The 25899-nt window shown below is 38.3% G+C and carries 31 protein-coding genes; 6 read left to right on the top strand and 25 right to left on the bottom strand.

Annotated features, from left to right (window positions below):
• Positions 1–139: 139 nt before the first annotated feature.
• Together AAV97_RS08315 and AAV97_RS08310 are read right to left on the bottom strand one after the other, a co-directional pair.
• Positions 140–637 carry a hypothetical protein gene (locus AAV97_RS08315; RefSeq protein WP_046760319.1) on the bottom strand — a complete coding sequence of 166 codons (498 nt, stop codon included), beginning with the start codon at positions 635–637 and terminating at the stop codon, positions 140–142.
• Positions 638–688: 51 nt separating this feature from the next.
• A complete protein-coding gene (locus AAV97_RS08310) occupies positions 689–1234 on the bottom strand; it encodes a hypothetical protein (protein WP_046760318.1) in 546 nt (181 codons plus the stop codon).
• Positions 1235–1468: 234 nt separating this feature from the next.
• Between AAV97_RS08310 and AAV97_RS08305 the strand changes: the two genes are divergently transcribed.
• Both AAV97_RS08305 and AAV97_RS08300 read left to right on the top strand, forming a co-directional pair.
• The gene (locus AAV97_RS08305) at positions 1469–2119 is read left to right on the top strand and encodes a potassium channel family protein (RefSeq protein WP_004830966.1); all 651 of its coding nucleotides are present in this window, start codon (positions 1469–1471) and stop codon (positions 2117–2119) included.
• An 8-nt stretch (positions 2120–2127) separates the two neighbouring features.
• Complete coding sequence (locus AAV97_RS08300) at positions 2128–3480, top strand: TrkH family potassium uptake protein (protein WP_046760317.1); 1353 nt, start codon at positions 2128–2130, stop codon at positions 3478–3480.
• Between the two features lie 498 nt (positions 3481–3978).
• On the opposite strand, the gene zapE is transcribed toward AAV97_RS08300, so the two are convergent.
• Positions 3979–5133 carry a cell division protein ZapE gene (zapE, locus tag AAV97_RS08295; protein ID WP_046760316.1) on the bottom strand — a complete coding sequence of 385 codons (1155 nt, stop codon included), beginning with the start codon at positions 5131–5133 and terminating at the stop codon, positions 3979–3981.
• 108 nt (positions 5134–5241) lie between these two features.
• On the bottom strand, positions 5242–6252 hold the full coding sequence (locus AAV97_RS08290; RefSeq protein WP_046760315.1) for an AraC family transcriptional regulator: 1011 nt from the start codon (positions 6250–6252) through the stop codon (positions 5242–5244).
• A 154-nt stretch (positions 6253–6406) separates the two neighbouring features.
• On the opposite strand from AAV97_RS08290, the gene AAV97_RS08285 reads away from it, so the two are divergent.
• Together AAV97_RS08285 and AAV97_RS08280 are read left to right on the top strand one after the other, a co-directional pair.
• Entirely contained in the window at positions 6407–7924 is a 1518-nt protein-coding gene (locus AAV97_RS08285; protein WP_046760314.1) for a flavin-containing monooxygenase, read from the top strand.
• An 86-nt stretch (positions 7925–8010) separates the two neighbouring features.
• Positions 8011–8919 (top strand): lysine exporter LysO family protein, encoded by a 909-nt coding sequence (locus AAV97_RS08280; protein WP_004830971.1) that lies wholly within the window; start codon positions 8011–8013, stop codon positions 8917–8919.
• Between the two features lie 105 nt (positions 8920–9024).
• Here AAV97_RS08280 and pyrF read toward each other — a convergent pair whose 3' ends face one another.
• Complete coding sequence (pyrF, locus tag AAV97_RS08275; protein WP_004830973.1) at positions 9025–9705, bottom strand: orotidine-5'-phosphate decarboxylase; 681 nt, start codon at positions 9703–9705, stop codon at positions 9025–9027.
• Between the two features lie 103 nt (positions 9706–9808).
• Positions 9809–10357: a helix-turn-helix domain-containing protein gene (locus AAV97_RS08270; RefSeq protein ID WP_004830974.1), complete on the bottom strand. Its 549-nt coding sequence runs from the start codon at positions 10355–10357 to the stop codon at positions 9809–9811.
• A gap of 117 nt (positions 10358–10474) precedes the next feature.
• On the opposite strand from AAV97_RS08270, the gene AAV97_RS08265 reads away from it, so the two are divergent.
• Positions 10475–11137: an AzlC family ABC transporter permease gene (locus AAV97_RS08265; RefSeq protein ID WP_046760313.1), complete on the top strand. Its 663-nt coding sequence runs from the start codon at positions 10475–10477 to the stop codon at positions 11135–11137.
• Between the two features lies 1 nt (position 11138).
• Positions 11139–11456: an AzlD domain-containing protein gene (locus tag AAV97_RS08260; RefSeq protein ID WP_005029240.1), complete on the top strand. Its 318-nt coding sequence runs from the start codon at positions 11139–11141 to the stop codon at positions 11454–11456.
• An 85-nt stretch (positions 11457–11541) separates the two neighbouring features.
• On the opposite strand, the gene AAV97_RS08255 is transcribed toward AAV97_RS08260, so the two are convergent.
• From AAV97_RS08255 to lpxK, 19 genes are all read right to left on the bottom strand, one after another.
• Positions 11542–11907 (bottom strand): lipopolysaccharide assembly protein LapA domain-containing protein, encoded by a 366-nt coding sequence (locus AAV97_RS08255; protein ID WP_004830977.1) that lies wholly within the window; start codon positions 11905–11907, stop codon positions 11542–11544.
• A 21-nt stretch (positions 11908–11928) separates the two neighbouring features.
• On the bottom strand, positions 11929–12231 hold the full coding sequence (locus tag AAV97_RS08250) for an integration host factor subunit beta (RefSeq protein ID WP_004720793.1): 303 nt from the start codon (positions 12229–12231) through the stop codon (positions 11929–11931).
• A 159-nt stretch (positions 12232–12390) separates the two neighbouring features.
• The gene (rpsA, locus tag AAV97_RS08245) at positions 12391–14067 is read right to left on the bottom strand and encodes a 30S ribosomal protein S1 (RefSeq protein WP_004830978.1); all 1677 of its coding nucleotides are present in this window, start codon (positions 14065–14067) and stop codon (positions 12391–12393) included.
• Between the two features lie 118 nt (positions 14068–14185).
• Complete coding sequence (gene cmk, locus AAV97_RS08240; protein ID WP_046760312.1) at positions 14186–14875, bottom strand: (d)CMP kinase; 690 nt, start codon at positions 14873–14875, stop codon at positions 14186–14188.
• Positions 14876–14886: 11 nt separating this feature from the next.
• Complete coding sequence (locus AAV97_RS08235) at positions 14887–15321, bottom strand: SRPBCC family protein (protein ID WP_004830980.1); 435 nt, start codon at positions 15319–15321, stop codon at positions 14887–14889.
• 86 nt (positions 15322–15407) lie between these two features.
• Entirely contained in the window at positions 15408–15932 is a 525-nt protein-coding gene (tadA, locus tag AAV97_RS08230) for a tRNA adenosine(34) deaminase TadA (RefSeq protein ID WP_009586640.1), read from the bottom strand.
• Positions 15933–15938: 6 nt separating this feature from the next.
• The gene (locus tag AAV97_RS08225) at positions 15939–17060 is read right to left on the bottom strand and encodes an enoyl-CoA hydratase/isomerase family protein (RefSeq protein WP_004830982.1); all 1122 of its coding nucleotides are present in this window, start codon (positions 17058–17060) and stop codon (positions 15939–15941) included.
• The gene (ung, locus tag AAV97_RS08220) at positions 17057–17770 is read right to left on the bottom strand and encodes a uracil-DNA glycosylase (RefSeq protein WP_004830983.1); all 714 of its coding nucleotides are present in this window, start codon (positions 17768–17770) and stop codon (positions 17057–17059) included. The genes AAV97_RS08225 and ung overlap by 4 nt, the downstream gene beginning before the upstream one ends.
• A 74-nt stretch (positions 17771–17844) precedes the next feature.
• Positions 17845–18441 (bottom strand): 6-pyruvoyl trahydropterin synthase family protein, encoded by a 597-nt coding sequence (locus tag AAV97_RS08215; protein ID WP_005029250.1) that lies wholly within the window; start codon positions 18439–18441, stop codon positions 17845–17847.
• Positions 18442–18666: 225 nt separating this feature from the next.
• Positions 18667–19638 (bottom strand): type II secretion system minor pseudopilin GspK, encoded by a 972-nt coding sequence (gene gspK / locus AAV97_RS08210; RefSeq protein ID WP_004830985.1) that lies wholly within the window; start codon positions 19636–19638, stop codon positions 18667–18669.
• Positions 19631–20284: a type II secretion system minor pseudopilin GspJ gene (gspJ, locus tag AAV97_RS08205; RefSeq protein ID WP_081409729.1), complete on the bottom strand. Its 654-nt coding sequence runs from the start codon at positions 20282–20284 to the stop codon at positions 19631–19633. The genes gspK and gspJ overlap by 8 nt, the downstream gene beginning before the upstream one ends.
• Positions 20285–20286: 2 nt before the next feature.
• A complete protein-coding gene (gspI, locus tag AAV97_RS08200; RefSeq protein ID WP_009586653.1) occupies positions 20287–20670 on the bottom strand; it encodes a type II secretion system minor pseudopilin GspI in 384 nt (127 codons plus the stop codon).
• Positions 20657–21223 (bottom strand): prepilin-type N-terminal cleavage/methylation domain-containing protein, encoded by a 567-nt coding sequence (locus tag AAV97_RS08195; protein ID WP_009586651.1) that lies wholly within the window; start codon positions 21221–21223, stop codon positions 20657–20659. Before AAV97_RS08195 ends, gspI begins: the two co-directional genes overlap by 14 nt.
• A gap of 5 nt (positions 21224–21228) precedes the next feature.
• Entirely contained in the window at positions 21229–21843 is a 615-nt protein-coding gene (locus tag AAV97_RS08190; protein WP_004830990.1) for a TetR/AcrR family transcriptional regulator, read from the bottom strand.
• An 84-nt stretch (positions 21844–21927) separates the two neighbouring features.
• Positions 21928–22701 (bottom strand): TatD family hydrolase, encoded by a 774-nt coding sequence (locus tag AAV97_RS08185; RefSeq protein WP_046760311.1) that lies wholly within the window; start codon positions 22699–22701, stop codon positions 21928–21930.
• A 27-nt stretch (positions 22702–22728) separates the two neighbouring features.
• On the bottom strand, positions 22729–23070 hold the full coding sequence (locus tag AAV97_RS08180; protein ID WP_004830992.1) for a PilZ domain-containing protein: 342 nt from the start codon (positions 23068–23070) through the stop codon (positions 22729–22731).
• A gap of 26 nt (positions 23071–23096) precedes the next feature.
• Entirely contained in the window at positions 23097–24077 is a 981-nt protein-coding gene (locus AAV97_RS08175; protein WP_005029261.1) for a DNA polymerase III, delta' subunit, read from the bottom strand.
• Positions 24078–24114: 37 nt separating this feature from the next.
• On the bottom strand, positions 24115–24876 hold the full coding sequence (gene kdsB, locus AAV97_RS08170) for a 3-deoxy-manno-octulosonate cytidylyltransferase (protein ID WP_046760310.1): 762 nt from the start codon (positions 24874–24876) through the stop codon (positions 24115–24117).
• A gap of 4 nt (positions 24877–24880) precedes the next feature.
• On the bottom strand, positions 24881–25897 hold the full coding sequence (gene lpxK / locus AAV97_RS08165; protein ID WP_046760309.1) for a tetraacyldisaccharide 4'-kinase: 1017 nt from the start codon (positions 25895–25897) through the stop codon (positions 24881–24883).
• Between the last annotated feature and the right edge of the window lie 2 nt (positions 25898–25899).

Genomic DNA, 25899 nt, shown 5'->3' with positions numbered 1-25899 from the left:
TTCTTTTGCAATGCAAGATAGAACTATCAATATCGCTATAATTTCACGTAGTTTACTTTTTAAGAGTCGAAAGGGTTTTAAGAAGTTAAAACGTATAGATCAAATATTTAAAACAATCATACAATAAAGCGACCTATACTCAATATACGACCATATTTAAATCACCATCATCATTAAATGCCTCATTAAAAGCATCTGCAATTTGAATTAATTGATCTTCATCTTGCGTAGGTAGCAACATCCAATATGGATTCTCTCGATAAACCACTAATAATGATAACTGGTATTGGTTGGCTACTTTTTTAATCGCATCAAAAATGATTTCCTCTGTACGTTCCATCACATCCATTTGGTCTTCAAATGAAACATCATCAGCATCTTCAAATTGTTCAAAGAGTTCCCCAACGGCTCTTTCAATTTCATTTTGCAATTGTTCAGTGTCAACATTGTGCTTTTTAAAATAAAAGTTATCTTCAATTCCATTATCATAATAATCTTTTAATTCAAAATAATGTAGGAAATCATGCTGTTCATTGATCCATTCATCAAAAGAATCGAATTCATCGTCTACAGGAATGGGTTGTGTCTTTAATTCAGCAACAGTTGCTTGAAGAAGTGGGTATATTTTATGTGGCATTATAATCTCTCATCATATTATTGTTAGCTTAGTGAAAAGCAAATTTAAACCTCAAGTCGATCTAGAACAATCAAATAATGCATAGTGCTCAATACTGACATCTTCATCATGAAATTGTTTATTAAAATGTTTACAGAATTTTTCGATTTTATGCTCATGGTTGGGAACAATCAACCAATAATAATCTTCAGCGTAGATCAGAAGCAACTCATGCTGATGCTGTTTTGCTTCGGCTAATATTTCTTCAAATACAATATCATAGACTTGATCTTGCACATTATAATAACGTCCAATAACATCTTTATGCAATTCATAATGATCAAATAAAGGTTGAGCTCTTTGACGAATGGTACTTTGAATACCTAGACCATCAACGGCATATTCATGAAATACCGCACTTCGCTCAATCTGATTTTCATGAAATTCCATGCGATCTATTTTCATCAAATACGCACGAAAACGACCACCGAATTTTTCAGCAGCCATCCAATTCAGAAACTCTTCAAAACTTTTACGATACTTCTTTTTTGGTATATCCCTTTGCTTCAATTCAGGGAACCAATGTTGGAGTATTTTATAAATTTTTTTATCGTCCATTTTCTTATACTTACTTAAAGAACTAAATCTTGATGAAGATCAATTTTGTATACCTTGACTGAGCATAGCTAACTCATTTGAAGGTTTTATGACATAATTCAGGTTTTATTTACATATATCAGTTTATATTCAAGGTTTCGAGATTGGCGATTGAATACTTTAAATATAAAATATATAAAAATTGAAGATGATAATGCTCACACAATTTCAGTGCTGAGATAAGGATTTTGTAGAATGGCGCAGTTCGCTGTTATCGGTTTAGGTAGTTTTGGTGAAGCTGTTGCGCTTGAACTCACCAACTTAAACCATGATGTGATTGGTATTGATACATTAAAGAAAAATGTAGAAAACATTGCAGATAAAATCAGTCATGCCGTCATTGCAGATGCAACAGATGAACATGTTTTAGATGAACTCAATATCAAAAATTGTGATGCTGTTGTAGTTGCAATTGGAGAAGATATTGAAGCCAGTATTTTGTGCGTACTTCATCTCAAAAACCTGGGTATTGAAAAGATTTTTGTCAAAGCCAAATCTAAATCCCACCACATGATTTTATCGCATTTGGGAATCAGTAAAATCATTCACCCTGAAGAAGATATGGGAATCCGTGTTGCCCAGTCTTTAAGCTATCCGATGGTCAGACGCTATATGGCGCTCAATAATGATCGTTATATCGTAAAAATTGAAATTGGTGCGAACTTACAAGGCGCTCAGTTTCAAACTGTCATGGAAAATACCCCAGAACTCACCACTTTATTGTTACAACGTGGATCTCATGTCCTCTATGATATTGCACCTGGCACAATTTTACAGGAAAAAGACATTTTAATTCTTGAAGGACCTGTAGAAATGCTCAGACAATTTTCGATTCGCTTCTTATAGTTATAACTATGCGTTTATCTAAAAAAGAACTGATCAACAAGCAACACAACAGTATCAATCTCAGCCCTCCAAGCTTACTCGCTTTAGGTTTTCTGAGTTTTATTATTATTGGAACAGTGTTGCTCAAACTTCCTTTTGCCCATCAAGGTGATTTGACTTGGGTAGATGCTCTGTTTACGGCGACATCCGCAGTAACGATCACAGGGCTGTCCGTCGTCAATATCGGTGAATCACTGACCACTTTCGGTCAAGTGGTGGTCATGATCTTGATTCAATGTGGTGGTCTGGGATTTATGACCTTCGCAATCCTCGCTGCACTAAGTCTATCGTCCAAGATTGGGCTCAAACAGCAAATTATGGCGCAAGAAACCATTGGACAAACCAGTTTAGCAAGAGCAACTTTTACTGTTAAAGGTGTTTTTCTCTATTCATTATTTTTTGAAGCGATTGGTACGGGTATTCTGACCATGGCATGGTCGCATCATTACGACCTAGAACACGCTTTCTTCTATGCCCTATTTTATAGTATTTCTGCTTTTAACAACGGTGGATTCTCACTATTCCCCAACAGCTTAATGAGTTTCTCGGATCAGTACATGGTGACCTTTACCATCAGTATGCTATATATCATTGGTGGTATTGGTTTTGTTGTATTGATGGACATTAAGAAAGCCAAACGCTGGAAGAAACTTTCAACCAACAGCAAACTAATTCTGTCGACCATTGCTGGGCTCAATCTGTTTGCGTTTATCGTGATTTGGGCGATTGAAGCATCTAATCCACTCACACTTGCACCTATGTCTTTTGGTGACCAAGCACTTAACGCATGGTTTCATGCAACTGTTCCTCGCTCATCAGGCTTTAACAGTTTGGAAGTCAGCAGTATGACCAATGCTTCTACCTTAATCACCATGGTGCTAATGTTTATTGGTGGTGGGTCGCTCAGTACTGCGGGTGGGATTAAAGTGGGTACATTTATCATTATGATTTTAAGTGTCATCACTTTTTTAAAACGTTCAGATGAAATTACAGTTTTTGGTCATTCTGTTTCTCATCAAGCTACATTTAAAGCCCTTGCAGTCATAGCCATCACTTCTCTTTTGATTTTGATTGGTTTTTTTACTTTATTGATCCTTGAACCAGATAAAAAGTTTTTAGATTTACTATTTGAAGCGGTCTCCGCAGCATGCACTGTTGGTTTATCGCGAGGGATAACTGAAAATCTGCATGCAGGCAGTCAAATTGCCTTAATTTGTCTCATGTTTGCTGGACGTCTAGGTCCTCTTACATTAGCTTATTTGATTGCAACCCCGAATAAAAGTCGTGTGCGCCACCCTACTACAGAAATTCAAGTGGGCTAACTTCTATCTTTGCAGACGAAGTGTCTAAAGAATCATTCAATACATTCCCATCAGCTTATGCGGATGGGAAAATATTGAGCTTGAAGTTTTATTTATATATTCAATCTGTTGAAAAATTCATACAGTAGAATATCATTTCTCTTGATCAATAAAATTAAAACGATCAATATATTGTTTGATGATATAAGCCTTGCACTGCCACGCTTTAGCTCTAAAGTTTAAATTGTTTTGCGTAGGCGATACTCTACTTTTCAGAGATGAAAAGTAAAAAAAATCTTCCGTTGAGCGAGGGGTACATCCTAATACCCCCGTTCAACATGGCGACATCCATGTCGCCTCGTGATAGCAAGACTGTTTATGATTCAAAAGTACAAAATAAATGAATCATCCAAATCACTTGTATGAATAATCAGGCGGTTTGACTATAGCTTGCACTATGAGCATCTCATAAAAAAGCGATCTTGTTGACCAAGATCGCTTTTTACATACATAAATCAATTATTCAACTTCTAATTCACTGTTGCCTTTAATCAGACGATGTTCAGACTGTAAATATTCATCAGACTGCATTTCTAGCAAACGCGAACGTGTACGCTCAATTTCAAAGGCAAGCTTTTCACCTTGATAAATTTCAATAATTGAATCTTCAGAAGTTAATAATAATTTTACTCCACGATCATAAAACTCATCGACCAAATAAATAAAACGACGTGTTCCTTCTGAAAGCAAATCAGTCAAATGCGGTACATTACTCACAAGAACAGTATTATAAATATTTGCAATTTCAATAAAGTCAGATGGGCTACGCGGCTTCATACATAGCTCTCTGAAATCACACCATAATACATCTTCAGTATGTCCCAGAGTTTCAACAATACGATTATTAATCGTAATAGGTTCTTCCGACACCGTCTGTGAAGCTGTCAAAGCACTAAAACGTTTTGCCATCCACACTTTATGATCATCGGTCAGCGGCGCTTTAAACAATTGTGCCTGTTTCAATACCCGTAAACGATAATCTACCCCAGCATCTACATTTAAAACGACGCAATGGGTTTTCACCATTTCAATGGTTGGGGTAAAACGATCTCGATGGATACCATTTTTATATAAGCCATCTGGCGCAATATTTGAGGTCGCTACTAAAGTAATGCCACGAGTGAACAATTTCTGGAACAAGTCACTCAAAATCATTGCATCAGTCACATTGGACACAAAAAATTCATCAAAGCAAATAACAACCGCTTCTTTGTAAATCTGATCTGCCACAATATCCAAAGGATTACGCTGCCCAGATAATTTATTAAGTTCTTTATGAACAAATTGCATAAAGTGATGAAAATGCATGCGTGTTTTACGACGAAATGGGATGGAATCGTAGAATTGATCCATTAACCATGTTTTTCCTCGTCCAACGCCACCCCACATATAAACCCCTTTTGGCGCTGTTTGGCGACGGAAACGACGAAAAGCCTTTTTTGAAGCTTTATAACGATTAATCAGCTCTTGCCATACACGTTCCAGCTCATGTACTGCTTGTGCTTGAGCGTCATCTGGTAAAAATTGCCCAGAGGATAATGCTTTGGCATAACGCTCAGCAGGTGAAACGGGAGTAAATGCTGTTGAAGAAGTTCTATTCTGATCTAATAACATATCGTATTGTTACTTTTAAAGGCTAAAGGAAGTATATCGAAGATTCATTTTTGATAAATAAAACTTTGGCATAATTTCGATACTGTATTTCATTTTAACACCACCTGTTTATTTACCGTACTGTCGCGGGCTTTGTCCAAACCAACGCTTAAACGCATGATTAAATGCCGCGGGTTCTGAATAGCCTAACAATTCGGCAATCACTTCAATCGAATACTCTTTGTATTCAATCAAACGTAAAGCTTTATGTTTAATTAACTGCTCTCGAATCTGTTTATAGCTGGTATTCAATTGTTGCAACTGATGGCGCAAGGTACGCTCAGGAACATTTAAAGCCTGTGCAACCTCAGCCATCGATGGAATAACACCTTGTTGTAATTCCAAATAATCATTGACACGTTGAATCAGCGGAGCAACTTTCTGTTCCTCAGCATTTAAACGCTCAATTTCAGCAATACATTTTGCCTCATACACCCGATGGGTAATGGGATCAGCTGAAGGTATGGACAATTGCATCACATCTTCATTAATCCAAAATGCAGCGTTATCACAATTAAAGTGTAAATCTGAACCATAATAATCATGGTATTGTTTTAAAATACCGGAATCTTGAGGTTGCTGAAACGGTAATTCAATTCTGACACTTGGTGCAGTTAATCCCATCATTTTATAAATATCATCAAGAAATTTATAGGTCCCAGAAATTTCACATTGCGCCCGAAGTAAACCCATTTCGGTTTCCAAATCCACTGGTTGATAAGTCAGTGCAATTTGATGATGACCTTTTTCAAGCCCGAGTGCTCCATACAGATAGGTCAAACCTTGATAACGAATCCCATTTTGAATTGCATCACCGACATTACTGCAAGTCACCAATAGCATCAATAAGGGACCATATCCCGCTAGAGAATAATGCTGACCAATGAATAAGCCTGTTTCAGGTTGTACACCATGACCGATAATTTTCTGAATATCCCACTCTAAACTGGGATGAATAATTGAACTCGGATCAAGTGCATCAGCTTTAATCCCGACACTTGCAAGACGTGAGTCAACATCAATTCCCGCATTACGCATACCATGAATTAAATACATTAAACCGAGAATCGATCGCTTCATTTCATCATCATTTCATTTTCACCCAAACTTTTTACTACAAAGTCAACTTTTTGGAAATTGCCGAATATATCAATTTTCATGTCAGTGCAATCATATTTCAAATTCTACAATTTCTATATTCTATGCAAAACTGGAAAACTCAGAGTAAAGAAAAATGAGTACAACATCTGCGGTTAAAGCAAAATCAACACAAGTTGCAATTATTGGAGCAGGTTTTGGGGGATTAGCCATGGCAATTCGCTTAATACAAGCCAATATCCATGACTTCATTATCCTTGAAAAAGCCAATGATGTGGGCGGTACTTGGCGTGAAAACCAGTACCCTGGTGCTGCTTGTGATGTTCAATCACACATGTACTCACTTTCATTCGCCCCCAAAACTGATTGGTCAAAACGTTATGCGGAAGCACCTGAGATTTTTGATTATATCCAAGATTTGATTCAAGAATATGATTTAAAAAAATATATTCAATTTAACCAAGAAGTGATTTCTGCACAATATGACGAAGATCAGTTTAATTGGCATTTAGCATTAAAAAATGGTCAGCAAATTGATGCACAATTTGTTATTTTTGCATCTGGTCCTCTGCATGTTCCACAAATTCCACAGATTAAAGGCATTGAAAAATTTAAAGGTGAAGTGTTTCACTCCTCTCAATGGAACCATAAATATAATCTAAATCAAAAGAATGTTGCCTCCATTGGGACTGGAGGAAGTGCAATTCAGTACATTCCTGAAATCGCTGCCAAAGTCAAAAATCTCTATGTATTACAACGGACACCTGCTTGGGTAATCCCACGTGATGAGCGTGCCTACAATACGCTTGATAAAAAGCTATTTCAGCGCTTTGAATGGTTTAGAAAACTACATCGTGCCCGTTTATATTGGTCGAATGAGTCGCGTGTAGTACCTATTGTTAAACCACAAATCATGAAATACGGTCAAAAACTTGCTGAAGCCTTCATTAAATTCCAAGTCAAAGATCAACAAACAGCGAAAAAACTCATTCCTGATTATGTTATGGGCTGTAAACGCATCCTTATTTCAAATAAATATTTTCCAACTTTCAATCGTGACAATGTTGAACTGATTACTGATGCTATTCAAGAAATAACGGAAGACAGCATCATCACGAAAGATGGTAAAGCACGCCAAATTGATTGTTTAATCTATGGTACTGGTTTTATTACTGATCCACGCATTTACTTAAAATCTTTTGATTGCTATGGGGAAAATGGTCTTGAATTAAAACAAGCTTGGAAAGATGGTGCAGAAAGCTACTATGGTGTCATTACCAAAGGCTTTCCAAATCTATTCCAATTACTTGGACCGAATACTGTATTAGGGCATAACTCTGTTATTTTCATGATCGAATCCCAAGTCAATTATATTTTACAGTTGATTGAGATGGTGCAAAAAACCCAAACGCAAGCTGTAGTCGTTAAAGCAGAAATTCAAGATCAATTTAATGAAAAAGTTCAAAAGCAACTTGAAGGTACCGTTTGGCAGTCAGGTTGTGTGAGTTGGTATCAACAGGATGGCGGTAAAAACTTTGCGCTTTGGCCTACATATACTTGGAAGTTTTGGTTAGAAACACGCAAGCTTAATCCGAGTGATTTTAGACTGTTAGGAAATAAACAAAAACTTCAAGCCAAATCTCAAGCTGCATAATTTTTTGATAATCAGGTCATAATATTGCAAACAGCTTTTAAAAGCTTCGCTATAATAGATAGGTTTTCACTGCCTATCTATTTTTTATGCAATCGCTTTGGTTAATTTTCCAACTATTATTTTGCTTGTTTTTAGGATTTATTCTCGCTCGAAGAATTCCTCAAATTATTGAAAAAATCGCGTTCAAGATATTACCTTATTTCACTTATATTTTACTCATTGCGATTGCCATCGAATTTTCTCAGACCATTCACAACATTGCCAGTCCTGCACAAATATTAACCAGCGCCCTGACGATCGCATTAACCACATCATTGGGTGCTTTTATCTGTTGCTACATCGTGTTTAAAGCGATTGGATTTAAACCCGCCCAAGGTAAAGTCTCTGCTGAATTATTGCTCGGTTCGTTATTAAATATTAGTTATGCCTTTATCGCTTTGGCAATCGGTTATGCACTGGCTGAATTTGCACATGCTGCTGATTTACCTTTACATATCAGTACATGGAACCTACTTTTAGTTTATATGCTATTGATCGGTTTGGATTTAGCTTATTCACCACTGGATCGTTCTTGGTTAAATTGGAAAATCATGCTGGTTCCTTTGGCATGTGTAATCGGTTCACTCTTTGGTGCAATTGCTTCATTTTTCTTGATACAAGGCATCAGTATGAGAGATTTAATCATGTTATCGCAAGGTTATGGTTTCTATTCTATGACAGGGATTGTAGTAACAGAATTAAAGAACGCCCACTTAGGTAGTGTGGCTTTAATGAATGATTTATTTAGAGAAATATTTGCAATTTTATTTATGTATCTGATTGGATGGCGTTACCCACGATCTGCAATTTCTTCAGCTGGTGCAACAGCAATGGATGTCACATTACCCATGGTAAAACAAGCCTGTGGCAATGACTTTATTCCACATGCGATGGTCAGTGGTTTTGTCCTATCTGTACTTGCTCCAATTGCGGTCAGCATATTGGCAGCACTTTAAACGATTTATAATTTCGAATGTTTTTCATACATCGTTAGATTAAAATGTTCTTTATAATGCAACCAAAAATAACCCTCTTTTCAATATTGAAAGAGGGTTTACTTTTTAAAGCGTTGCGAGAATATCTTGAAGTGTTTGGCTTGGATTTTCCGATTGAGTAATCGGTCGACCAATGACTAAATGTGTCGAACCATCAAGCATCGCTTGTTTAGGTGTAACGATACGTTTTTGATCGTCTGCATTTGCACCTGCTGGGCGAATCCCAGGTGTAACAAGCGCAAATTCTGCACCTAGATCATGGCGTAACATTTTTGCTTCTTGCGCAGAACAGACTACACCATCCAAACCACTGTCTTGAGTGAGTTTCGCAAGACGCTTCACTTGCTCAAAAGGTTCAATATCTAAACCAATATCTCGTAAATCTTCACGCCCCATTGAGGTCAAAACAGTTACAGCGATCAGTTGTGTAGAATAATTACCTGCTTTTAAACGCTCTACACAGGTCTCCATCATCTTACGACCACCAGAAGCGTGAACATTCACCATCCATACCCCTAAGTCAGCCGCAGCACATACAGCCTGAGCAGTCGTGTTTGGAATATCATGAAATTTCAAGTCCAAAAATACTTCAAAGCCTTTATCATGCAATGCTTTAACGACACTTGGACCTTCATGAGTAAATAGTTCTTTACCCACCTTTAAACGGCATAGTGATGGATCGAGCTGATCAGCAATTTTTAGGGCGTCATATTGGCTTTTTGCATCTAAGGCAACAATAATACTCACGGATCTTCATTCCATCACATAAAATTTGGCACATTATAAAGTGATTAGGAGAAGCAGAAAACCGACTTCACTAAAAAAGCCAGTTTTAACATTGCAAAATGCACTATCTCTGTTCAGAAATTAGAATTGCGCGTGTATCTTGCTCGAGTGCTTCAAAGATATGCGCTTGATCTGCTGGATAAGACATATAATCACCAGCTTTTAGAACTTCATAAGCATTGACCAAACCCACTTTCGCTGATCCCTGCATGATAATAATATGCTCTACACTCCCTACAGGATGCGGTTGACTACAACGAGGTTCTCCTGGTTGAGTCGTTAAAATATACACATCACGTCTTGCATTCGGCGGACATGTCGCTAACAAGACTGCTTGATAGTTCGATATTTCAGAAGTTACAGAAGCACCTTCTCCATAGCGAATAACTTGCGATGATTGTGTTTGTACTTCTACCAGTTTAGCAAAAGGAATATTTAAAGCCACACATAATGCCCATAATGTTTCCAGACTAGGATTACCCTGCCCAGACTCAAGCTGAGAGAGTGTAGATTTCGCGATGCCTGCACGTCTTGCAACCTCTCCTAAAGACAAGGCTGCACTTTTTCGTTCTCTTTGTAAATTGGTTGCAATGATTTCAATAGGTATCGTCATTATTTCACTCAAAAAATACGATCGTTCGATTTGACGAACAATTACAATCAAACTATTATAACAAATGACTGTTCATTATATCGAACAATCCTACACTCTAAATTCAGGCTGACTCTGATGAAGTATAAAGAAATTAAAAGCTTACCTAGACCTCTTGTCAAATCTATTGTGATTATTTGTATAGCCACAGGATTAATTGGTGTTTCCTTAGGCTCACTTGCCGTCAACTATCACCTGCCAATCTGGATTCCATTGCTTCTATCAAGTTGCGTACTGGCAGGCGCTGCTGAATTTACATTTATTGGCATGATCGCTTCTGGGAGCAGCCCAATTACTGCTGCAATTGCTGGGCTTTTAATCAATCTTCGCCACCTCCCATTTGGTTTAGCTGTACACCATTTTATTGAAAATAATAAGTTTAAGTTTTTTGCAAGCCATATCATGAATGATGAGAGTGTATTATTCGGGCTTACACAATCATCAGACACTCTAAAACGTAGTGCATATTGGCTTTGTGGGATGGGAATTTTGCTGACTTGGCCCTTAGGCGTATTGATAGGTTATCTTATGGGAAGCCACCTAGAGTATACAAAACTTTTAGGAATCGATACGATTTTTCCTGTAGTGCTGTTTGCACTTACATTCAAGGCATTAAAGCGAAGATCAACACGGAGATCCGCAATCACAGGTGCAATAATAAGTTTAGCAACAGTTCCTTTTCTTCCAACTGGAATCCCAATACTCATGTCCTTGTTGGGTCTAATTGCAGGAAGAAAATAACATGAATCAACAAATGATTATTTTAATTGGTATTATGATTCTTGCAGGTGGCACATACCTAATTCGCTACTCAGGCTTGGCATTTAATCATTATTTTTCGATCAGTAAACAGCAAGAACAATTGTTTAATGATGCAGCAACCACTTTACTTTTTTCGATTGCAATCTTGAGTACTTTTTTTGAAGGCAACGAATCGACTGATTTTGCTAAAATTATCGGTGTCGCTGTCGGTTTGTATTTAATTTGGAAAAATTATTCGCTGATCAGTATTATTCTCGTATCTACGCTTGTTACTACTGTGTTTCGCTTGATCAAGTAGTGCGATTTTAACTAAAACAAATGGAATCAATAACAAAACAAAAAGCGCTTTACCGGTGAGATAAAGCGCTTTTTTAGCATAATGATTAAAGAGGATTAGAATTCTTGTTTTCAGGTTGAATATCTAATACCGTCTTTTCATGACGAGCATTTGCAGCAGCTTCAGCAGCAGCCAATTGCGCAGTCTGAATTTGTTCCTTTCTGAGATGATCAATATCTTTACGAAGACGCTTAACTTCCCAAGCATTTTGGAATACACGGAAAACCTGTACACCAAGCAACAATCCAAGAACAATTCCGAGGACTAAAGTCAATAATAGTAATAGCCCTAAACGCATTGCTGGAACCTGTGTAAACAACAAGTCTACTGGTAGCTCAGCAGGGTTTTGTAAGACTAATGCTAAAGCATAACCAAATACCACCAACAGTAATGCAACTAAGAAATAGCGCATAATCACCCCATTCGAATTTTATTAGTTAGCAGATTCGTTTACTGCATCACGCAATGCTTTACCAGGCTTAAAGTGCGGCACTGCTTTCGCTGCAACTTCTACAGACTTACCTGTTTTAGGATTACGACCTACACGCGGCTCACGGTGGTGCAGTGCAAAGCTACCAAAACCACGAATTTCAATACGATCATCTGAAGACAATGATGCAATCATTTGATCAATCATAATTTTTACTGCTTCTTCAACCAATGGCTCTGCCAAATGTGGGTTCTTGAGAGCAATTCTTTCTATTAAGTCAGACTTATTAAGTGCTTCAGTTGTCATTTAAGACCTCATTAATTTTAATGCTATTTGACATACACTAGATAATATCCTTTTTAAATACAAAAAGGTAGCGCAGTCATCATATACTACGCTACCTTTTACAGTATTTGAATAAAAAATATTAATTAATTACATTAAATAATACTTCTTAACAATAACTTAGTGGTTCATTTGCGCTTTGATCAAATCACCAATAGTCTTAGGACCATTGTCTTGACCATTTGCAGCTGTCTTCAAGTTAGCTACTGCTTCTTTCTCTTCAGCTTCGTCTTTCGCTTTAATGGACAAGTTGATAGAACGTGATTTACGATCTACATTGATGATTTTAGCTTCAACTTCTTGACCAACTTCTAAGAATTTAGTTGCATCTTCAACGCGATCGCGGTTGATTTCAGATGCTTTCAAAGAAGCTTCAACTTCGTCAGCTAACTTAACAGTAGCGCCTTTAGCGTCAACTGCAGTTACTGTACCTTTAACCAACGCACCGCGTTCGTTAGCAGCTAAGAAGTCATTGAACGGATCGCTGTTCATTTGCTTGATACCAAGGCTGATACGGTTACCTTCTGCATCTACAGACAAGATAACAGCTTCAACTGTATCACCTTTCTTGTAACGACGGATGGCATCTTCGCCTTGTTCGTTCCAAGAAATATCAGACAAGTGAACTAGACCATCGATACCGCCTGGTAAACCGATGAAGATACCGAAGTCAGTGATTGACTTGATCGTACCTGAAACTTTTTCACCTTTGTCGTGTGACTTAGAGAATTCTTCCCATGGGTTCGCACGAGTTTGCTTGATACCCAATGAAATGCGGCGACGCTCTTCATCAACTTCAAGAACCATAACATCAACTTCATCACCAATCTGAACAACTTTAGATGGGTGGATGTTTTTGTTAGTGTGATCCATTTCAGAAACGTGAACTAAACCTTCAACGCCTTCAGCGATTTCAGCGAAACAACCGTAGTCAGTTAAGTTCGTTACACGCGCTTTAACGATAGAACCTTTAGGATAACGGTTCATGATCGCTAACCAAGGATCTTCGCCTAATTGCTTAAGACCTAAAGATACACGGTTACGTTCTTTGTCAAATTTAAGTACTTTAACAGTAACTTCTTGACCCACTTCAACAACTTCTGAAGGGTGTTTGATACGTTTCCAAGCCATATCTGTGATATGAAGAAGACCATCAATACCACCAAGGTCAACGAATGCACCGTAATCAGTAAGGTTTTTGATTGTACCTGTAACTGTTTGACCTTCTTCCAATTGAGAAAGAAGCGCTTCACGGTCAGCTGAAGATTCAGCTTCCATAACAGCACGACGAGATACAACAACGTTGTTACGTTTAGCATCAAGTTTGATTACTTTGAATTCTAACTCTTTACCTTCAAGGTGAGTTGTGTCACGGATAGGACGAGTGTCTACCAATGAACCAGGTAAGAATGCACGAACTGGACCGATGTCAACAGTGAAACCGCCTTTAACCTTACCAGAGATAACACCAGTAACGATTTCGCCGTCTTCAAAGATTTTTTCAAGTTTAGTCCAAGTTTCAGCACGTTTCGCTTTTTCACGTGATAAAACTGTTTGACCCATACCGTTGTCAAGCGCTTCAACAACAACATCAACTTCGTCGCCAACTTGAACTTCAAGTTCACGTTGTTCGTTTAAGAATTCTGAGCGTGCAACAACACCTTCAGATTTAAGGCCAGTGTCAACAGTAACCCAGTCAGAGTCGATGCTAACAACGATACCTTTAATAACGGCACCTTTGTCGATATTAAGAGTTGATTCGCTTTCTTCAAAGAGGGCTGCAAAAGATTCGGTCATGATATACCTAGAAAAGTCAGCGGTCTTGGATCAGACAAGGCCGGTTTAGTTAAGCATCTACATAGTCCATATGAAACTGATCAAGCTATGCTTTTGCTAATATTTAATTAAATATTCGTTACTTAGCTAAATGAGTATCGACATAATCAGTCATCAGTTTAAATACTTCATCAATGTTCAATTCCGAACTATCGATGATATAAGCATCTACTGCTGGCTTGAGTGGAGCGACTGCGCGTTCCATATCTCGCTTATCTCGAGCTTGTATATTAGCTAAAATGTCGCTTATTTTAACATCCAGCCCCATTCCCTGCAACTGTTTTACACGACGTGCTGCACGGGACTCAGCCGATGCGGTGAGATATATTTTAGCTTGCGCTTGTGGAAAGATCGAAGTCGCCATATCTCGACCATCTGCAACCAAACCAGGCATTTGAGCAAATGCATGCTGACGTTCAACCAAAGCCGCCCTAAGCGCTGGAATTGCAGCAACTTTTGAAGCAAATTCCCCCACCCGTTCAGTACGGATGGTTTGGGTCACATCTTCCCCGTCGAGTAAAATAGTTGTACCCGTTTCAGTCGTCTTAAACACAATATCCAAATGCGTTGCAATTGTAACGCTTTGTTGAAGTGTATCCACATCATCCAAAGTATCCAACAATGCTTTTTGATGTAACGACAACCCAAGCAAACGATAGAGCGCCCCAGAATCCAAGAGATGAAATTGATAATGATCTGCGAGTTTTGCTGCCAGTGTTCCCTTACCAGAACCACTCGGTCCATCAATCGTGATAATTTGAATTGTCATTGTATTTCCAATTAAGCTACAGACTTTGCAAGTTTCTTAAAGCCAAGTGTAATCGCTAGTTTAAGCTGTGCAAGTATTAATTTACTCACAAAAGGTGCACGTGCTTGTAATTCGATCGTATAGTTAACACGGGTTTTATTTGGTGAAAGCTCTTCAAACTCAATAATTCCAATATGGTGTTTGATGAGTGGATTCTTAATCAACTTATATTCGATACGTTTATTGACATCTAGATACGTGATTTGCTCTTGAATTGGTTTAATCGGACCAAATCCCATACGACGAATCGACCCTAATCCATCTGGACGTTCAGGATCAGCCGCATCTTTTACACGTACCACTTGTACAGGCGCAAATGCCACATTGTAGGTTGCATGTTTCGACAGTAAGTCAAATACCTGTTCAACTGGTGCATCAAACTCTTGTTTTACTTGAATAGAATTCATTATTGTACCCTTTTATGCTGGTCATATATTTTGTCGCACTTATTTTTGACAATATCAATTGTCATTAAAAACACCCGTATTCTAGATCATTTTAATGTGTCATTTAAGGTCTTTTGTTGTTGCTTTAATTGTTTTTTTTGTTCACGACGCATTTTAAAAAAATTAGACAATTGAAGTGAACATTGTTGCTGCAAACATCCACCTTGATATTCAAATATATGATTGTAGTAACCCGTCTCCAACAACCTTCGGCTACTGATGAGTGAACCAGCTTTGGGTTCTTCTGCACCAAATACAACCCGATGTACCCTAGCATGTATTAACGCACCTACACACATTGTGCAAGGTTCAAGTGTTACATATAAAGTGGTATCTTCAGGAAGTCGGTAGTTTTGAATATTGAGACAAGCATGCCGGAGTGCTTGAATCTCGGCATGTGCAGTAGGATCATGTTGTGCAATCGGTTGGTTAAAGCCCATGCCAATTAATTGACCTTGACTCACCAAGACTGCACCTACAGGTATTTCACCAAGGGAAGCTGCGAATGCAGCTTGCTCTAAAGCAAGTTGCATCCATTTTTCATCAACATTTTGCTGCGGCAATTCAGTCATTTTAGACTAGATAATGCCATATTGAGTCAATAGTACATTCCAACTTTCAATAGTCGTTTTCGGCGGATTGTGTCCAAGAATGCCTTTTAACGTTCTTGATTCAACCTTTTCCCACTCTGGAGACAGATCTTTGTCAACTAAACGCGCACGTACACCTTCAACAAAATCTGGATGACGAATTTTCCAGTCAGAAATTTGCTTTTCCAATTCAAATACTTCAGCCCAAGAATGAACTTGGCGTCCCCATTGCCATAATAACCATGTAATTGCAGCAGTACTTGGAGAACCTTTTTGTAAGTTCTCACTGGCTTGGCGCAACCAGTCACTGCGTGCATCGCTTAAACCAATGATCGCTTCATAATCTTGTTCAAAGTTTACACCACGACAAACACTATGGATTACATCCAATGAGTTTTGTAGAGGACCCGGTGAAACCGGGCGATGTAAACTATTTAGCGTGTCATCCAAAGCACGGAAATCACCAGCAGGATAATGATCCCAATCAATATCGAGTAGTTTTTGCAACACTACATCACGTTGCGCATCACAAATGTGGGTTGCCCAACCGATTCCATAACCACCTGCAGCAGTCATGATGGATCCTGTTAAACCAGTAAATAATCCGATAGGACCACGATCTGCCAAGAATCGCGTCGCACCAACATCTGGATAAAGTCCAATATTCACTTCTGGCATCGCCAAACGAGAGTAAGGCGTCACTAAACGGAATGGTGCAGCCATAAATAAGCCTAAACCACCACCCATAACATAACCTTCACCCCAAACAACAATAGGTTTGGCATAGTTATGTAGCAATAAATCTAAAGCGTATTCAGTTTCAAAGAATTGATTGGCAGTTTCGACTTCATTGTTAATCACCAATTGACGAAGCTTACGCACATCACCACCAGCACAAAATGCCTTAGGTGTAGTTGAATCTAACCAAATTGCCTTAACCGCATCATCATCATGAAAATCTTCAAACAGCTTCAATAGTGCTGCAACGATGGATTCATCCAGCGCATGAAGCGATTTAGGGCGATTTAACCGAATAATGCGCCAACCATTTTGCGCTTCTTCAATAATCAAATCAGGGTGATAGTTATTTATTTCGGGAGAATTTGTCATGCGTCCAGCTGCCAGTCGATTGGCTCAATGCCATGTTGTTTCAGGTAATTATTTGTTTTAGAGAAAACCTTACAACCAAAAAAACCACCACGATTTGCTGCCAATGGAGATGGATGAGCAGCCTTTAATACAAGGTGTTTGTTCTGATCGATACGTTGTCCTTTTTTCTGAGCATATGCACCCCATAGGATAAACACAATATGCTCTCTTCGCTCATTGAGTACATCAATGACATGATCGGTAAAATTTTCCCAACCACGTTTCTGATGTGATGTAGGTTGCCCAGCCTCTACAGTCAATACACTATTAAGCAGTAATACACCTTGTTGCGCCCATTTACTCAAATCACCATGTCGTGAGACTGGAACACCTAAATCGGTATTCAGTTCATGAAAAATATTGCGTAAAGACGGAGGTAATGCCACCCCTTTTTGTACAGAAAAACTCAATCCATGCGCTTGATCAGGACCATGATAAGGATCTTGTCCAAGAATCACCACTTTCACATTTGGAAGAGGCGTCGTGTCTAAGGCATTGAAAATGAGCGAGCTTGGTGGATATATGGTTTTGTTTGCATTTTTTTCAGCCACTAAAAAAGAACGCAAATCATCCATTTGCTGACTTAATAGGAAATCAGCCAAGCCTTCTTTCCAACTTTGATCTAACCGAACTTGATTTAGTTTTGTTTGTTCGAGTTCAGACAATTGCATCAACTTTCATCCTAAATTTTAATTTCCTAAAAACGTATCTATATCTCAATGGATTTCTTGATTGAAACCGCAATTTATATTTTAACCTGTAAATCCACTTCAGGGTTTTGAAATTGAACACCTTGTTTCAATTTTTCATACATTTCAGGGTCTGTCCACTCAACTTGAACTTGTTCAGAAAAAATAATTTTATCCAAACTTAGCAGTCCCATTTGTGTGTTTTCAATATCTTCCTGAAAGCTTTGCGCATATCCTGTATCTGTTTCATGCACGATAACAGAATAAACCTCAACATCACCTTCACCATTCTGGGTAATGGTTGATTTTAGAACCTGTTGCGCAAGAAAGAAAAATACGCGTGAAAACTGCTCAGCTGAAGGTGAAACAGGTAATGCCACCCAACGCGCACTAAATGTTTTACACGCTTGAATATACTCAGGACTATCTTCTTGCCAAAAACAAATCGCATGATCAAAGCTATCAAAAATTTCTTTGATTATTCCTTTCAGCAATCCAAAATCATATACCATTTGACCATGATCAAGTTTTGAAGCTTTCAGTAATAACTCAACTTTATAGCTATGCCCATGTATAGATCGCTTACAACGATCTGATGTGCAATTACGCACAATATGTGCATTTTCAAACTTAAATAACTTACGAATTAACATGAGCCAAATTTTATAAACAAAGCGGTTAAGAAACTCGATTATAAAGCAAAACTCGAACCCTGAGCATTAATTTTCTCGTTCATTACAATTAGCTAAAAGGATAATCCCCTTTTTTGGCTTGGATTGAGCTTATCCAATTCAATAAAATATCTCAACCAACCTTTTTACAACCTTAAAAATCCTTTTAGAATAATAAACTTACAGATAATTATTTTTATCTTTTAATTAAAAAGGTGCCAAACTTCGTGAGTATACAAACACTTGCGACTGATCATTTCGTAACAAATGACTGGTAAATTGACGCTTACGGTTGCTTAATAAGACTTCGATTTTTGCTTTAAAATAATTCGATCTCACGCCAAAAATTTTGTCTGCTTCTGTTTTTTCCGTTGCATCCAAACTATCAAAGGGTGATATTTTCATCAAATCACCCACATTGGCAAAATACTCAAGTTTTTCTTGGCGTGCATTTAATGCAGTTTGTATGCTATTGACATCTAATTTTTCATTGATTGCTGCCAAAACCATGGCAGGTGCTGTATTGACATTAATTCGCGTATTGATGTCTGGTAAAGCTGATATGTAAGGCGCAATCAAATCATATTTGGTACCTTCAAAACCACGCACCAACTTTAACTCTTCAATACTGGCAAATTTACGATTTGCAGCAGAATAAGGTTTAGGGAGACCTTGATAGTAGCTTGTTTCTGCTCCCATTGCGCCGATCGTTTCATTATCAGGATCTTGCCAATCAATAACCGCCTGAACGTTATCCGCGGGTAAACCAACACGCACCAACAATTTAGAGAAATATTTCTGTGCTGCCTCATTCGGCTTAGCTTCAGTGTTTAATAAACTATTGAGATTGAATTTACCCGATTCATCTTCCAAAACACCTGAGACATAACCATCTTCCACTGGAAAGGCTGGCATGGGTTTTGCCCATGTTTCTTGAAGGTAGTCAGCCTCTTTCCCATTCTCACTATCCTGAACCAATATCTCAGAATAAAAAGCTTCTGCACTTTTGGCATAGAACAAGGCTTGGCTTTGACGTTTTAAAAAGCCTGTGCTTTCATTGGTATAGCTTTGATGTTTTGCAATTGATGCAGCAATAATAGTTGCCAAAGCCACCATTACTAAAATAGTAATTAAGGCAATCCCTTGCTGTGGTTTGAATTGTATAAATGATTTATCCATTTTGATTATTCTTTATCAAAAAATCAGTATTCAATAAACTAAAAATCCACTCATATTCTACTTCATGAATCGTGATTTTCATTTTAATTCCACGCGGTAATTGGCTATCATTTTTAGTTAAGTCATTTGGCCAATGATCTGACTCATTTGGATTGAGTATTTCAATTTGATAGGCATCTACATCCGTCAGCATGACACTCGACAATGGTTGTTCCGAGCTATTTCTATTCAGATTGGAATACTTTAATCGATATAGTTTCTTCTCTTGCTGGTCATAACCGTATTCTATTCGCTCATAAGGTGAGAGACCTTGCTTTAAAGGATCTGTAACACCAGCTTTACTAAATGATAGTTTTTGTCGATCTAAGCGCAATGCAGGTTCAACTTGTTCACCACTTCGGGCTGAAATTGGCACGATTTGCAATGTATCACGCTGAATTTGTTGATATACACCTTGGAGTTGCCCTAAATTCTCTTCGTGCATCACATTACGATCTTTGACCTTAATCAAATAATCAAATATCTTCCAACCCAAGGCAGAAAGCACCGCAAAAATAGCAATTGCGACAAGTAACTCAATCAAAGTAAAACCTGATCTCTTCTGCATTTTGACAGTATTATTGTTTTTATTTTGGACGACGTTCATGACTATTTTTCTTTGATTGGATAATTATAAAACACCATATTGGTGATTCCTGCTTCCACTTTACCTGTATCAGTATTAAATAAACTGACCTGCACATCGATTTTTTGCACATCAGGACTCAGTGTAGACTCTGCTTTTTTATCCACTTGCCATGTTTCACCTTGAGCCGTGATCTGTTTTGAAGCTGTTCCAGTTAACCACTCTCGGTTAATCATCATCATTGAAATTTCATTTTGTGCAACAAATTGTGCTTTGGTCCGTAAAATGGCATTGGCTGTAGATTGGGTATATTGCATCGCAACTTTAGTCAAAGCTATTGCTGCAACAGCAAAGATCGCCAATGCCACGACCACTTCGATAAGGGTAAAGCCTTTATTTTTCTTCATCGACTTTACCTAAATAGTCTACCCGAATCACACCACCTACAGGTTTTTGTTGATAATACATTTGAATCATGACAGGTTTTGCTTCTCCATTGCCAAACCAAATCAATTTAGGTGCATTATTTCCCAGTAAATCCGCATTATTGGCATCTCGAAACTGATGCTCTTGAGGCTGAATTGAAAATGAAACCTGATCTGGCAAATTTCGGCGGGTAAAATCTGTAACATCTTTCCAAGGTTTGTTATCAATCACACGTACACGCTGTACTGGATCTTGCTGCATGGGAATATATTCGACCAATCCATATTGTGCGGTAGCGACATCGGTTGCAGCATGAAAATCCAAAGCATAAATACGGGATTGATCATTGGCTTCACGATTGATTTGCTTTAAATCAAGCAATAGCATCTCACGTGCTTGCATCGCCTTACGCTGATCAACACCGTCAATATTTAAAACAATCAATGAAGCGATAATGCTGATAATCACAATGACAACCATCACCTCAATCAAGGTAAAACCTTTATTGTTGAGAGATGTAGGCATACGCTTCATAACCGTTAAGCCACTTGTTCTGAAGCTTGTGGGTGTTTGGGAATCGCCAATGCTTGATCAATCAAAGCTACACGCAAAGTATCTCGACAACCCAAATAACGTTGATAAAAACTTGAATTCAGTATTGCAGCACCGCCATGTGTTATTGACCAAATCGAAGCCAAATAATCACGTACTGACATCAAACTATGTATGGACTCCAAATAACTTTCCGTCATCCGAATAATCAGACGAAGGCGTTGTTTGCGAACCTGATAAAGCTCATTAAACAAGTGATAAATCCCTTGTCCTGTAGTCGATAAACGTTCTTCAATTTGATGAAATAACACCGCTCTTTCAGGATGATGTAAATGGTGCAGCATAAAAAAAGCCAAATGCTCAGGAAAAGCTTTTTCAGTGTCTCGCACCATCTCTAACAACATGCGTTCATTACGAATAATCAGCAGCATGTAAAGTTCATCTTTACTCTGAAAATGTTTATAAAGTGTTCCCTTCGCTAGATCTAGTTCCGCTGCGAGTGCATCTAATGTCATCCCCGCTTCACCGTTTTCTAAAAGCAATTGTTCAGCAACCTGAAAAATTAAAGCTTCTCTTGCTCTAAATTGAGCCTGTCGATCCATCTTCACCCGATAAACTCTCTTGTTAATTCTATCCGTTAATAAATTGACGCACTTCTAGTCATGATTTTATCAATCAGTGGCGCTTTACTTTTGTCGAAGAAGATTTTCAAAATTTTGCGTGGTAATGAAAGCCATCTCCTCAAGTGTTTTATCATATACATCACTTAAGGCTTTGGCTACATAGGGAACGTATTTAGGTTCGTTAGACTTTCCTCTATAAGGCATCGGCGCTAAATAAGGACTATCTGTTTCAATTAGAACACGATCAAGTGGTACTTGTTTAGCCACATCTCTTAAATCCTGTGCATTTTTAAAGGATACAATCCCAGAAAATGAAATGTAATAGCCACAATCCAAAACAGCTTTGGCAGTTTCCCAGTCCTCAGTAAAACAGTGCAAAATACCATGCGTCGACTTTTCAGCGCGTATAATATCGACAGTTTCATGCTTTGCAGAACGGGTATGTACAACTACAGGTTTGTTGACGATTTGCGATGCATGAATATGTCGTGCGAAACATTGTTTTTGTTCTTCTATAAATTCGGTGCTGTGAAAGTAATCTAACCCTGTTTCACCCAGTGCCCAAACTTTTTCAGTTTGTGCAAGTTCCACAAGTTTTTCTACAGTTGCGCGCTGCATCATCTCTGGATCTTCACAAGGATGCACCCCAACACTATAACCAACATCGGCATGACGTGCGGCGATATCAGCAAGCACAATATGGTCATCTAAATCCACAGAAATCCCCATAAATTTAGAGACCCCTGCATCCCGTGCCTGCTGTAATGCTAGATCCAAATCGCCTGCATAAGGTTCAAGATTTAACATGGTTAAATGACAATGCGTATCAACAAACACAGGCTTTCCTAAATATTCTAAATTGGCTTACATTGTAAAGCTTGGACGATCCAAAGACATACTCCCAGCGAGTAGTTTTTCTGCTTCCATTTTGTAATAGACGCCTTTTTCACCAGTTAACTGAATTGCAAAACCTTGAGGCTTCATACCATTTTGTTTTTGCGTGATCCAAATCACCTTACCCGTTAAAGGAATTTTTTGTGATTGATCTGGCAAGCCCGCAAGCACAAAAACTTCATCACCCATTTTGACTGGGGTTTTTGAAGGTACAAACAAACCACCACCTAAAATATATGGCATATAGCTTGCCTGCAAAGTTGCTCGATCAGCGATGTTCACTTGAATCAAACCGCCCATACGTGGTTGCATGATTATTCCCCTTAAATATTCAAATTTTATGTCACATTCATTAACTGAATGGTGAGTTGATCAATAATTAGATTTGTTTGTACATTTTGATCAACTTTGAGTTTCGCTTGTTGTAAGTTTTCATAAATCGAGAACAGTGTTTGTAAATCATATTGCATGACAATCTCTGAAAACACTAAATCTGAATTTTTGACAACTTGATTCAGCTTGACACAAATTATATCCGACAACAAGTATTCAAACATTTGAATCAGATCATAAAAACTCAGTTCTTTATTCCATTTTGAAGCAAACTGCATTGGCATGCTTTTTTGACTGACCAGTTTGAACCAATCTTGCAAAAATTCCCCACGCCGATTCAGCCAATCCAATTCTGCAAGGGACTGTGCTTGTAAAGGCATATTGTTAGATAAGTTCATCAACAACTGAATTTGAGCATGTTTTTCTACAGGAAGTTGTTGCTGTAAATACTGCTCTGTTTGTATAGGAGTAATACGATCCATCGCAAAATGCTGTAATCGACTACGAATTGTTGCTGGAAGCTTTAGATAATGATCCGCCAACAAAATAATCAAAACCCGTTCACCAGGCTCTTCGAGTGTTTTTAATAATGCATTTGCTGAAGCAATATTTAATGCTTCAGCGGGTTCAATCACAATAACGCGCCAACCATCTACTGTCTGTTGCACAAATGGTAGTAAATCACGGATCTTCTCGATCTTAATTTTCGCGTTTTGTTTCTTATTCTCTTCATCGGTCGTGATATTGACATAATTAGGATGGGTATCCGATTTTAACCACTGACAACTGCTACACTCACCACAAGCACCTTGTGGTGTCTTATTTAAACATAAAACCCATGACAAAAAATGCTGTGCAAAAGCATCTTTGCCACAGCCCTTTTTACCATAAAATAGCAGACCGTGTCCTAATTTGGGAAAACGTGTAGTCAGTGTATCCCATGTTTGTTGTTGCCAAGGGTAAACCTGAGAACTTGATGCATCCATAAATTAAAGACCTAAAAATAAATAGCTTAAATATAAATTATTTAAAAACAGAAACATCTAAGGCATTTAAACGATCTAAATCTGCTTGTGTATCCACACCTGGCGGTAAATTGACTTGTGCAATATCTATGGCAATACGATGTCCATTCTCTAAAACACGTAATTGTTCAAGGCTCTCTAAACGCTCCAAAGTGCCCATATCCCAAGTCACATATTCTTGTAACAATTTCACCCGATACGCATACAAACCTAAATGTCGATATGCAGATTGATGTAATGTTTGATCATTCAGTTGTTCTGCTTTACGTTCATACGGAATCGGTGAACGACTGAAATAAAGCGCTTCTTTAAGCTTTGACATGACCACTTTAACAATACTTTCACGCTGGAACTCTTCAAGCTGATGAATGGGTTCGCATAGCGTTGACATTGAACATTGTGGATTTTCGGCAAGCAGTGTTGCGACTTGAATGACCAATGGTGCAGGGAGTAAAGGTTCATCGCCTTGCACATTGACAATGATATCATCTGCATCCCAACCTTTGATTCGAGCAACCTCACTCAAACGATCAGTACCCGATGGATGATTAGGATCTGTAATCACCACATCCACACCCTCCTGACGACAAATCTCAGCAATACGTGGATCATCTGTTGCTACACACAGATCATCAAACCCCTGAACTTTTTTTGCTTGATCAACGACACGCAGAATCATTGCACGACCATGAATTTCTAAAAGTGGCTTTCCAGGTAAACGTGTACTCGAAAAACGTGCAGGAATAACAATATGTTTCATCAAATTAACCTTGTATTAGATCAATACCAAGCTGAGAGAGTTGTTGATTAAGGAGCAAATAACATTCTTCTGAGAGTACTGCACCGACAGGAACCACCCAAATTTCGCGATTAAATTCAGGATGATCTTTTAATAAAGCCAGTAATTTCACCGCATCTTTTTCAGTCGTAATGATTGGATTTGCATCTTCAAATTGTAAATCATCAATTTCATAATCATGATGGTCTGGGAACTCATGACATTGAAATTGGCTCACACCAATACTTTCCAGAGTATTGTAGAATCGCTGTGGGAACCCAATACCCACCACCGCATAATAATCGAGCGTGGGGTCAAAAGCTTCAGCTTGATCAAAAAAAGGATTTAACAAATAAGGTTCGGCAACCTCTAAATGCATGTTCAATGGTGAATGTGGCTGTTGCGCATGTTCAATCACTGTACTTTGCTTTAAACGACTGATTGGTTCTCGCAGATAACCTTCGGGAAGCATTTTTTTATTCCCTAAGCCTCGATTATTATCTAAAACAATCCATTCAATCTGTCGTTGCAATGCCCAATGCTGCAAACCATCATCACTAATAATCAAATCCAAATCATAACGCTGAAGCAACAGCTCAATGCTTGCACGGCGATTTGCGCCAACCACCATAGGCACATCAGTCGATTGCACAATCAAACAAGGCTCATCACCGACCACTTCAGGTAAGGAATCTAATGTTACCAGTGCAGGAAATGGTCCCTTACCACCATAACCACGACTAATCACACCGACACGAACCTGATTAAGTTGTAAATATTTGACCAACTGAATCAAAAGTGGAGTTTTCCCACTTCCACCTACAGTGATGTTTCCAATGATCATCACCGGGACTGGAGCTTTATACGTTTCTTTGAGTCCAAATTGATACAACTGTTTATTGAGAACAAAACCAAATTGATATAGCCATGACAACGGACGCAGTACAATCAACCACTTGGATTGTTTATTCCAAGCATCTTGAATGATTTGCGCGAGAGACATCC

It is taken from the genome of Acinetobacter sp. Ag2 (genome assembly GCF_001005515.1).
Classification (GTDB): Bacteria; Pseudomonadota; Gammaproteobacteria; order Pseudomonadales; family Moraxellaceae; genus Acinetobacter; species Acinetobacter bereziniae.
Note: the sequence above shows the minus strand (reverse complement) of the source record. Positions and strands in the feature narration are given on the sequence as shown.

Bases quoted from the DNA above. Each gene is read 5' to 3' on its own strand.
- AAV97_RS08315 (WP_046760319.1), bottom strand. From the start codon at position 637: ATGCCACATAAAATATACCCACTTCTTCAAGCAACTGTTGCTGAATTA.
- AAV97_RS08310 (WP_046760318.1), bottom strand. From the start codon at position 1,234: ATGGACGATAAAAAAATTTATAAAATACTCCAACATTGGTTCCCTGAA.
- AAV97_RS08305 (WP_004830966.1), top strand. From the start codon at position 1,469: ATGGCGCAGTTCGCTGTTATCGGTTTAGGTAGTTTTGGTGAAGCTGTT.
- AAV97_RS08300 (WP_046760317.1), top strand. From the start codon at position 2,128: ATGCGTTTATCTAAAAAAGAACTGATCAACAAGCAACACAACAGTATC.
- zapE (WP_046760316.1), bottom strand. From the start codon at position 5,133: ATGTTATTAGATCAGAATAGAACTTCTTCAACAGCATTTACTCCCGTT.
- AAV97_RS08290 (WP_046760315.1), bottom strand. From the start codon at position 6,252: ATGAAGCGATCGATTCTCGGTTTAATGTATTTAATTCATGGTATGCGT.
- AAV97_RS08285 (WP_046760314.1), top strand. From the start codon at position 6,407: ATGAGTACAACATCTGCGGTTAAAGCAAAATCAACACAAGTTGCAATT.
- AAV97_RS08280 (WP_004830971.1), top strand. From the start codon at position 8,011: ATGCAATCGCTTTGGTTAATTTTCCAACTATTATTTTGCTTGTTTTTA.
- AAV97_RS08270 (WP_004830974.1), bottom strand. From the start codon at position 10,357: ATGACGATACCTATTGAAATCATTGCAACCAATTTACAAAGAGAACGA.
- AAV97_RS08265 (WP_046760313.1), top strand. From the start codon at position 10,475: ATGAAGTATAAAGAAATTAAAAGCTTACCTAGACCTCTTGTCAAATCT.
- AAV97_RS08260 (WP_005029240.1), top strand. From the start codon at position 11,139: ATGAATCAACAAATGATTATTTTAATTGGTATTATGATTCTTGCAGGT.
- AAV97_RS08255 (WP_004830977.1), bottom strand. From the start codon at position 11,907: ATGCGCTATTTCTTAGTTGCATTACTGTTGGTGGTATTTGGTTATGCT.
- AAV97_RS08250 (WP_004720793.1), bottom strand. From the start codon at position 12,231: ATGACAACTGAAGCACTTAATAAGTCTGACTTAATAGAAAGAATTGCT.
- rpsA (WP_004830978.1), bottom strand. From the start codon at position 14,067: ATGACCGAATCTTTTGCAGCCCTCTTTGAAGAAAGCGAATCAACTCTT.
- cmk (WP_046760312.1), bottom strand. From the start codon at position 14,875: ATGACAATTCAAATTATCACGATTGATGGACCGAGTGGTTCTGGTAAG.
- AAV97_RS08235 (WP_004830980.1), bottom strand. From the start codon at position 15,321: ATGAATTCTATTCAAGTAAAACAAGAGTTTGATGCACCAGTTGAACAG.
- tadA (WP_009586640.1), bottom strand. From the start codon at position 15,932: ATGACTGAATTGCCGCAGCAAAATGTTGATGAAAAATGGATGCAACTT.
- AAV97_RS08225 (WP_004830982.1), bottom strand. From the start codon at position 17,060: ATGACAAATTCTCCCGAAATAAATAACTATCACCCTGATTTGATTATT.
- ung (WP_004830983.1), bottom strand. From the start codon at position 17,770: ATGCAATTGTCTGAACTCGAACAAACAAAACTAAATCAAGTTCGGTTA.
- AAV97_RS08215 (WP_005029250.1), bottom strand. From the start codon at position 18,441: ATGTTAATTCGTAAGTTATTTAAGTTTGAAAATGCACATATTGTGCGT.
- gspK (WP_004830985.1), bottom strand. From the start codon at position 19,638: ATGGATAAATCATTTATACAATTCAAACCACAGCAAGGGATTGCCTTA.
- gspJ (WP_081409729.1), bottom strand. From the start codon at position 20,284: ATGAACGTCGTCCAAAATAAAAACAATAATACTGTCAAAATGCAGAAG.
- gspI (WP_009586653.1), bottom strand. From the start codon at position 20,670: ATGAAGAAAAATAAAGGCTTTACCCTTATCGAAGTGGTCGTGGCATTG.
- AAV97_RS08195 (WP_009586651.1), bottom strand. From the start codon at position 21,223: ATGAAGCGTATGCCTACATCTCTCAACAATAAAGGTTTTACCTTGATT.
- AAV97_RS08190 (WP_004830990.1), bottom strand. From the start codon at position 21,843: ATGGATCGACAGGCTCAATTTAGAGCAAGAGAAGCTTTAATTTTTCAG.
- AAV97_RS08180 (WP_004830992.1), bottom strand. From the start codon at position 23,070: ATGCAACCACGTATGGGCGGTTTGATTCAAGTGAACATCGCTGATCGA.
- AAV97_RS08175 (WP_005029261.1), bottom strand. From the start codon at position 24,077: ATGGATGCATCAAGTTCTCAGGTTTACCCTTGGCAACAACAAACATGG.
- kdsB (WP_046760310.1), bottom strand. From the start codon at position 24,876: ATGAAACATATTGTTATTCCTGCACGTTTTTCGAGTACACGTTTACCT.
- lpxK (WP_046760309.1), bottom strand. From the start codon at position 25,897: ATGTCTCTCGCGCAAATCATTCAAGATGCTTGGAATAAACAATCCAAG.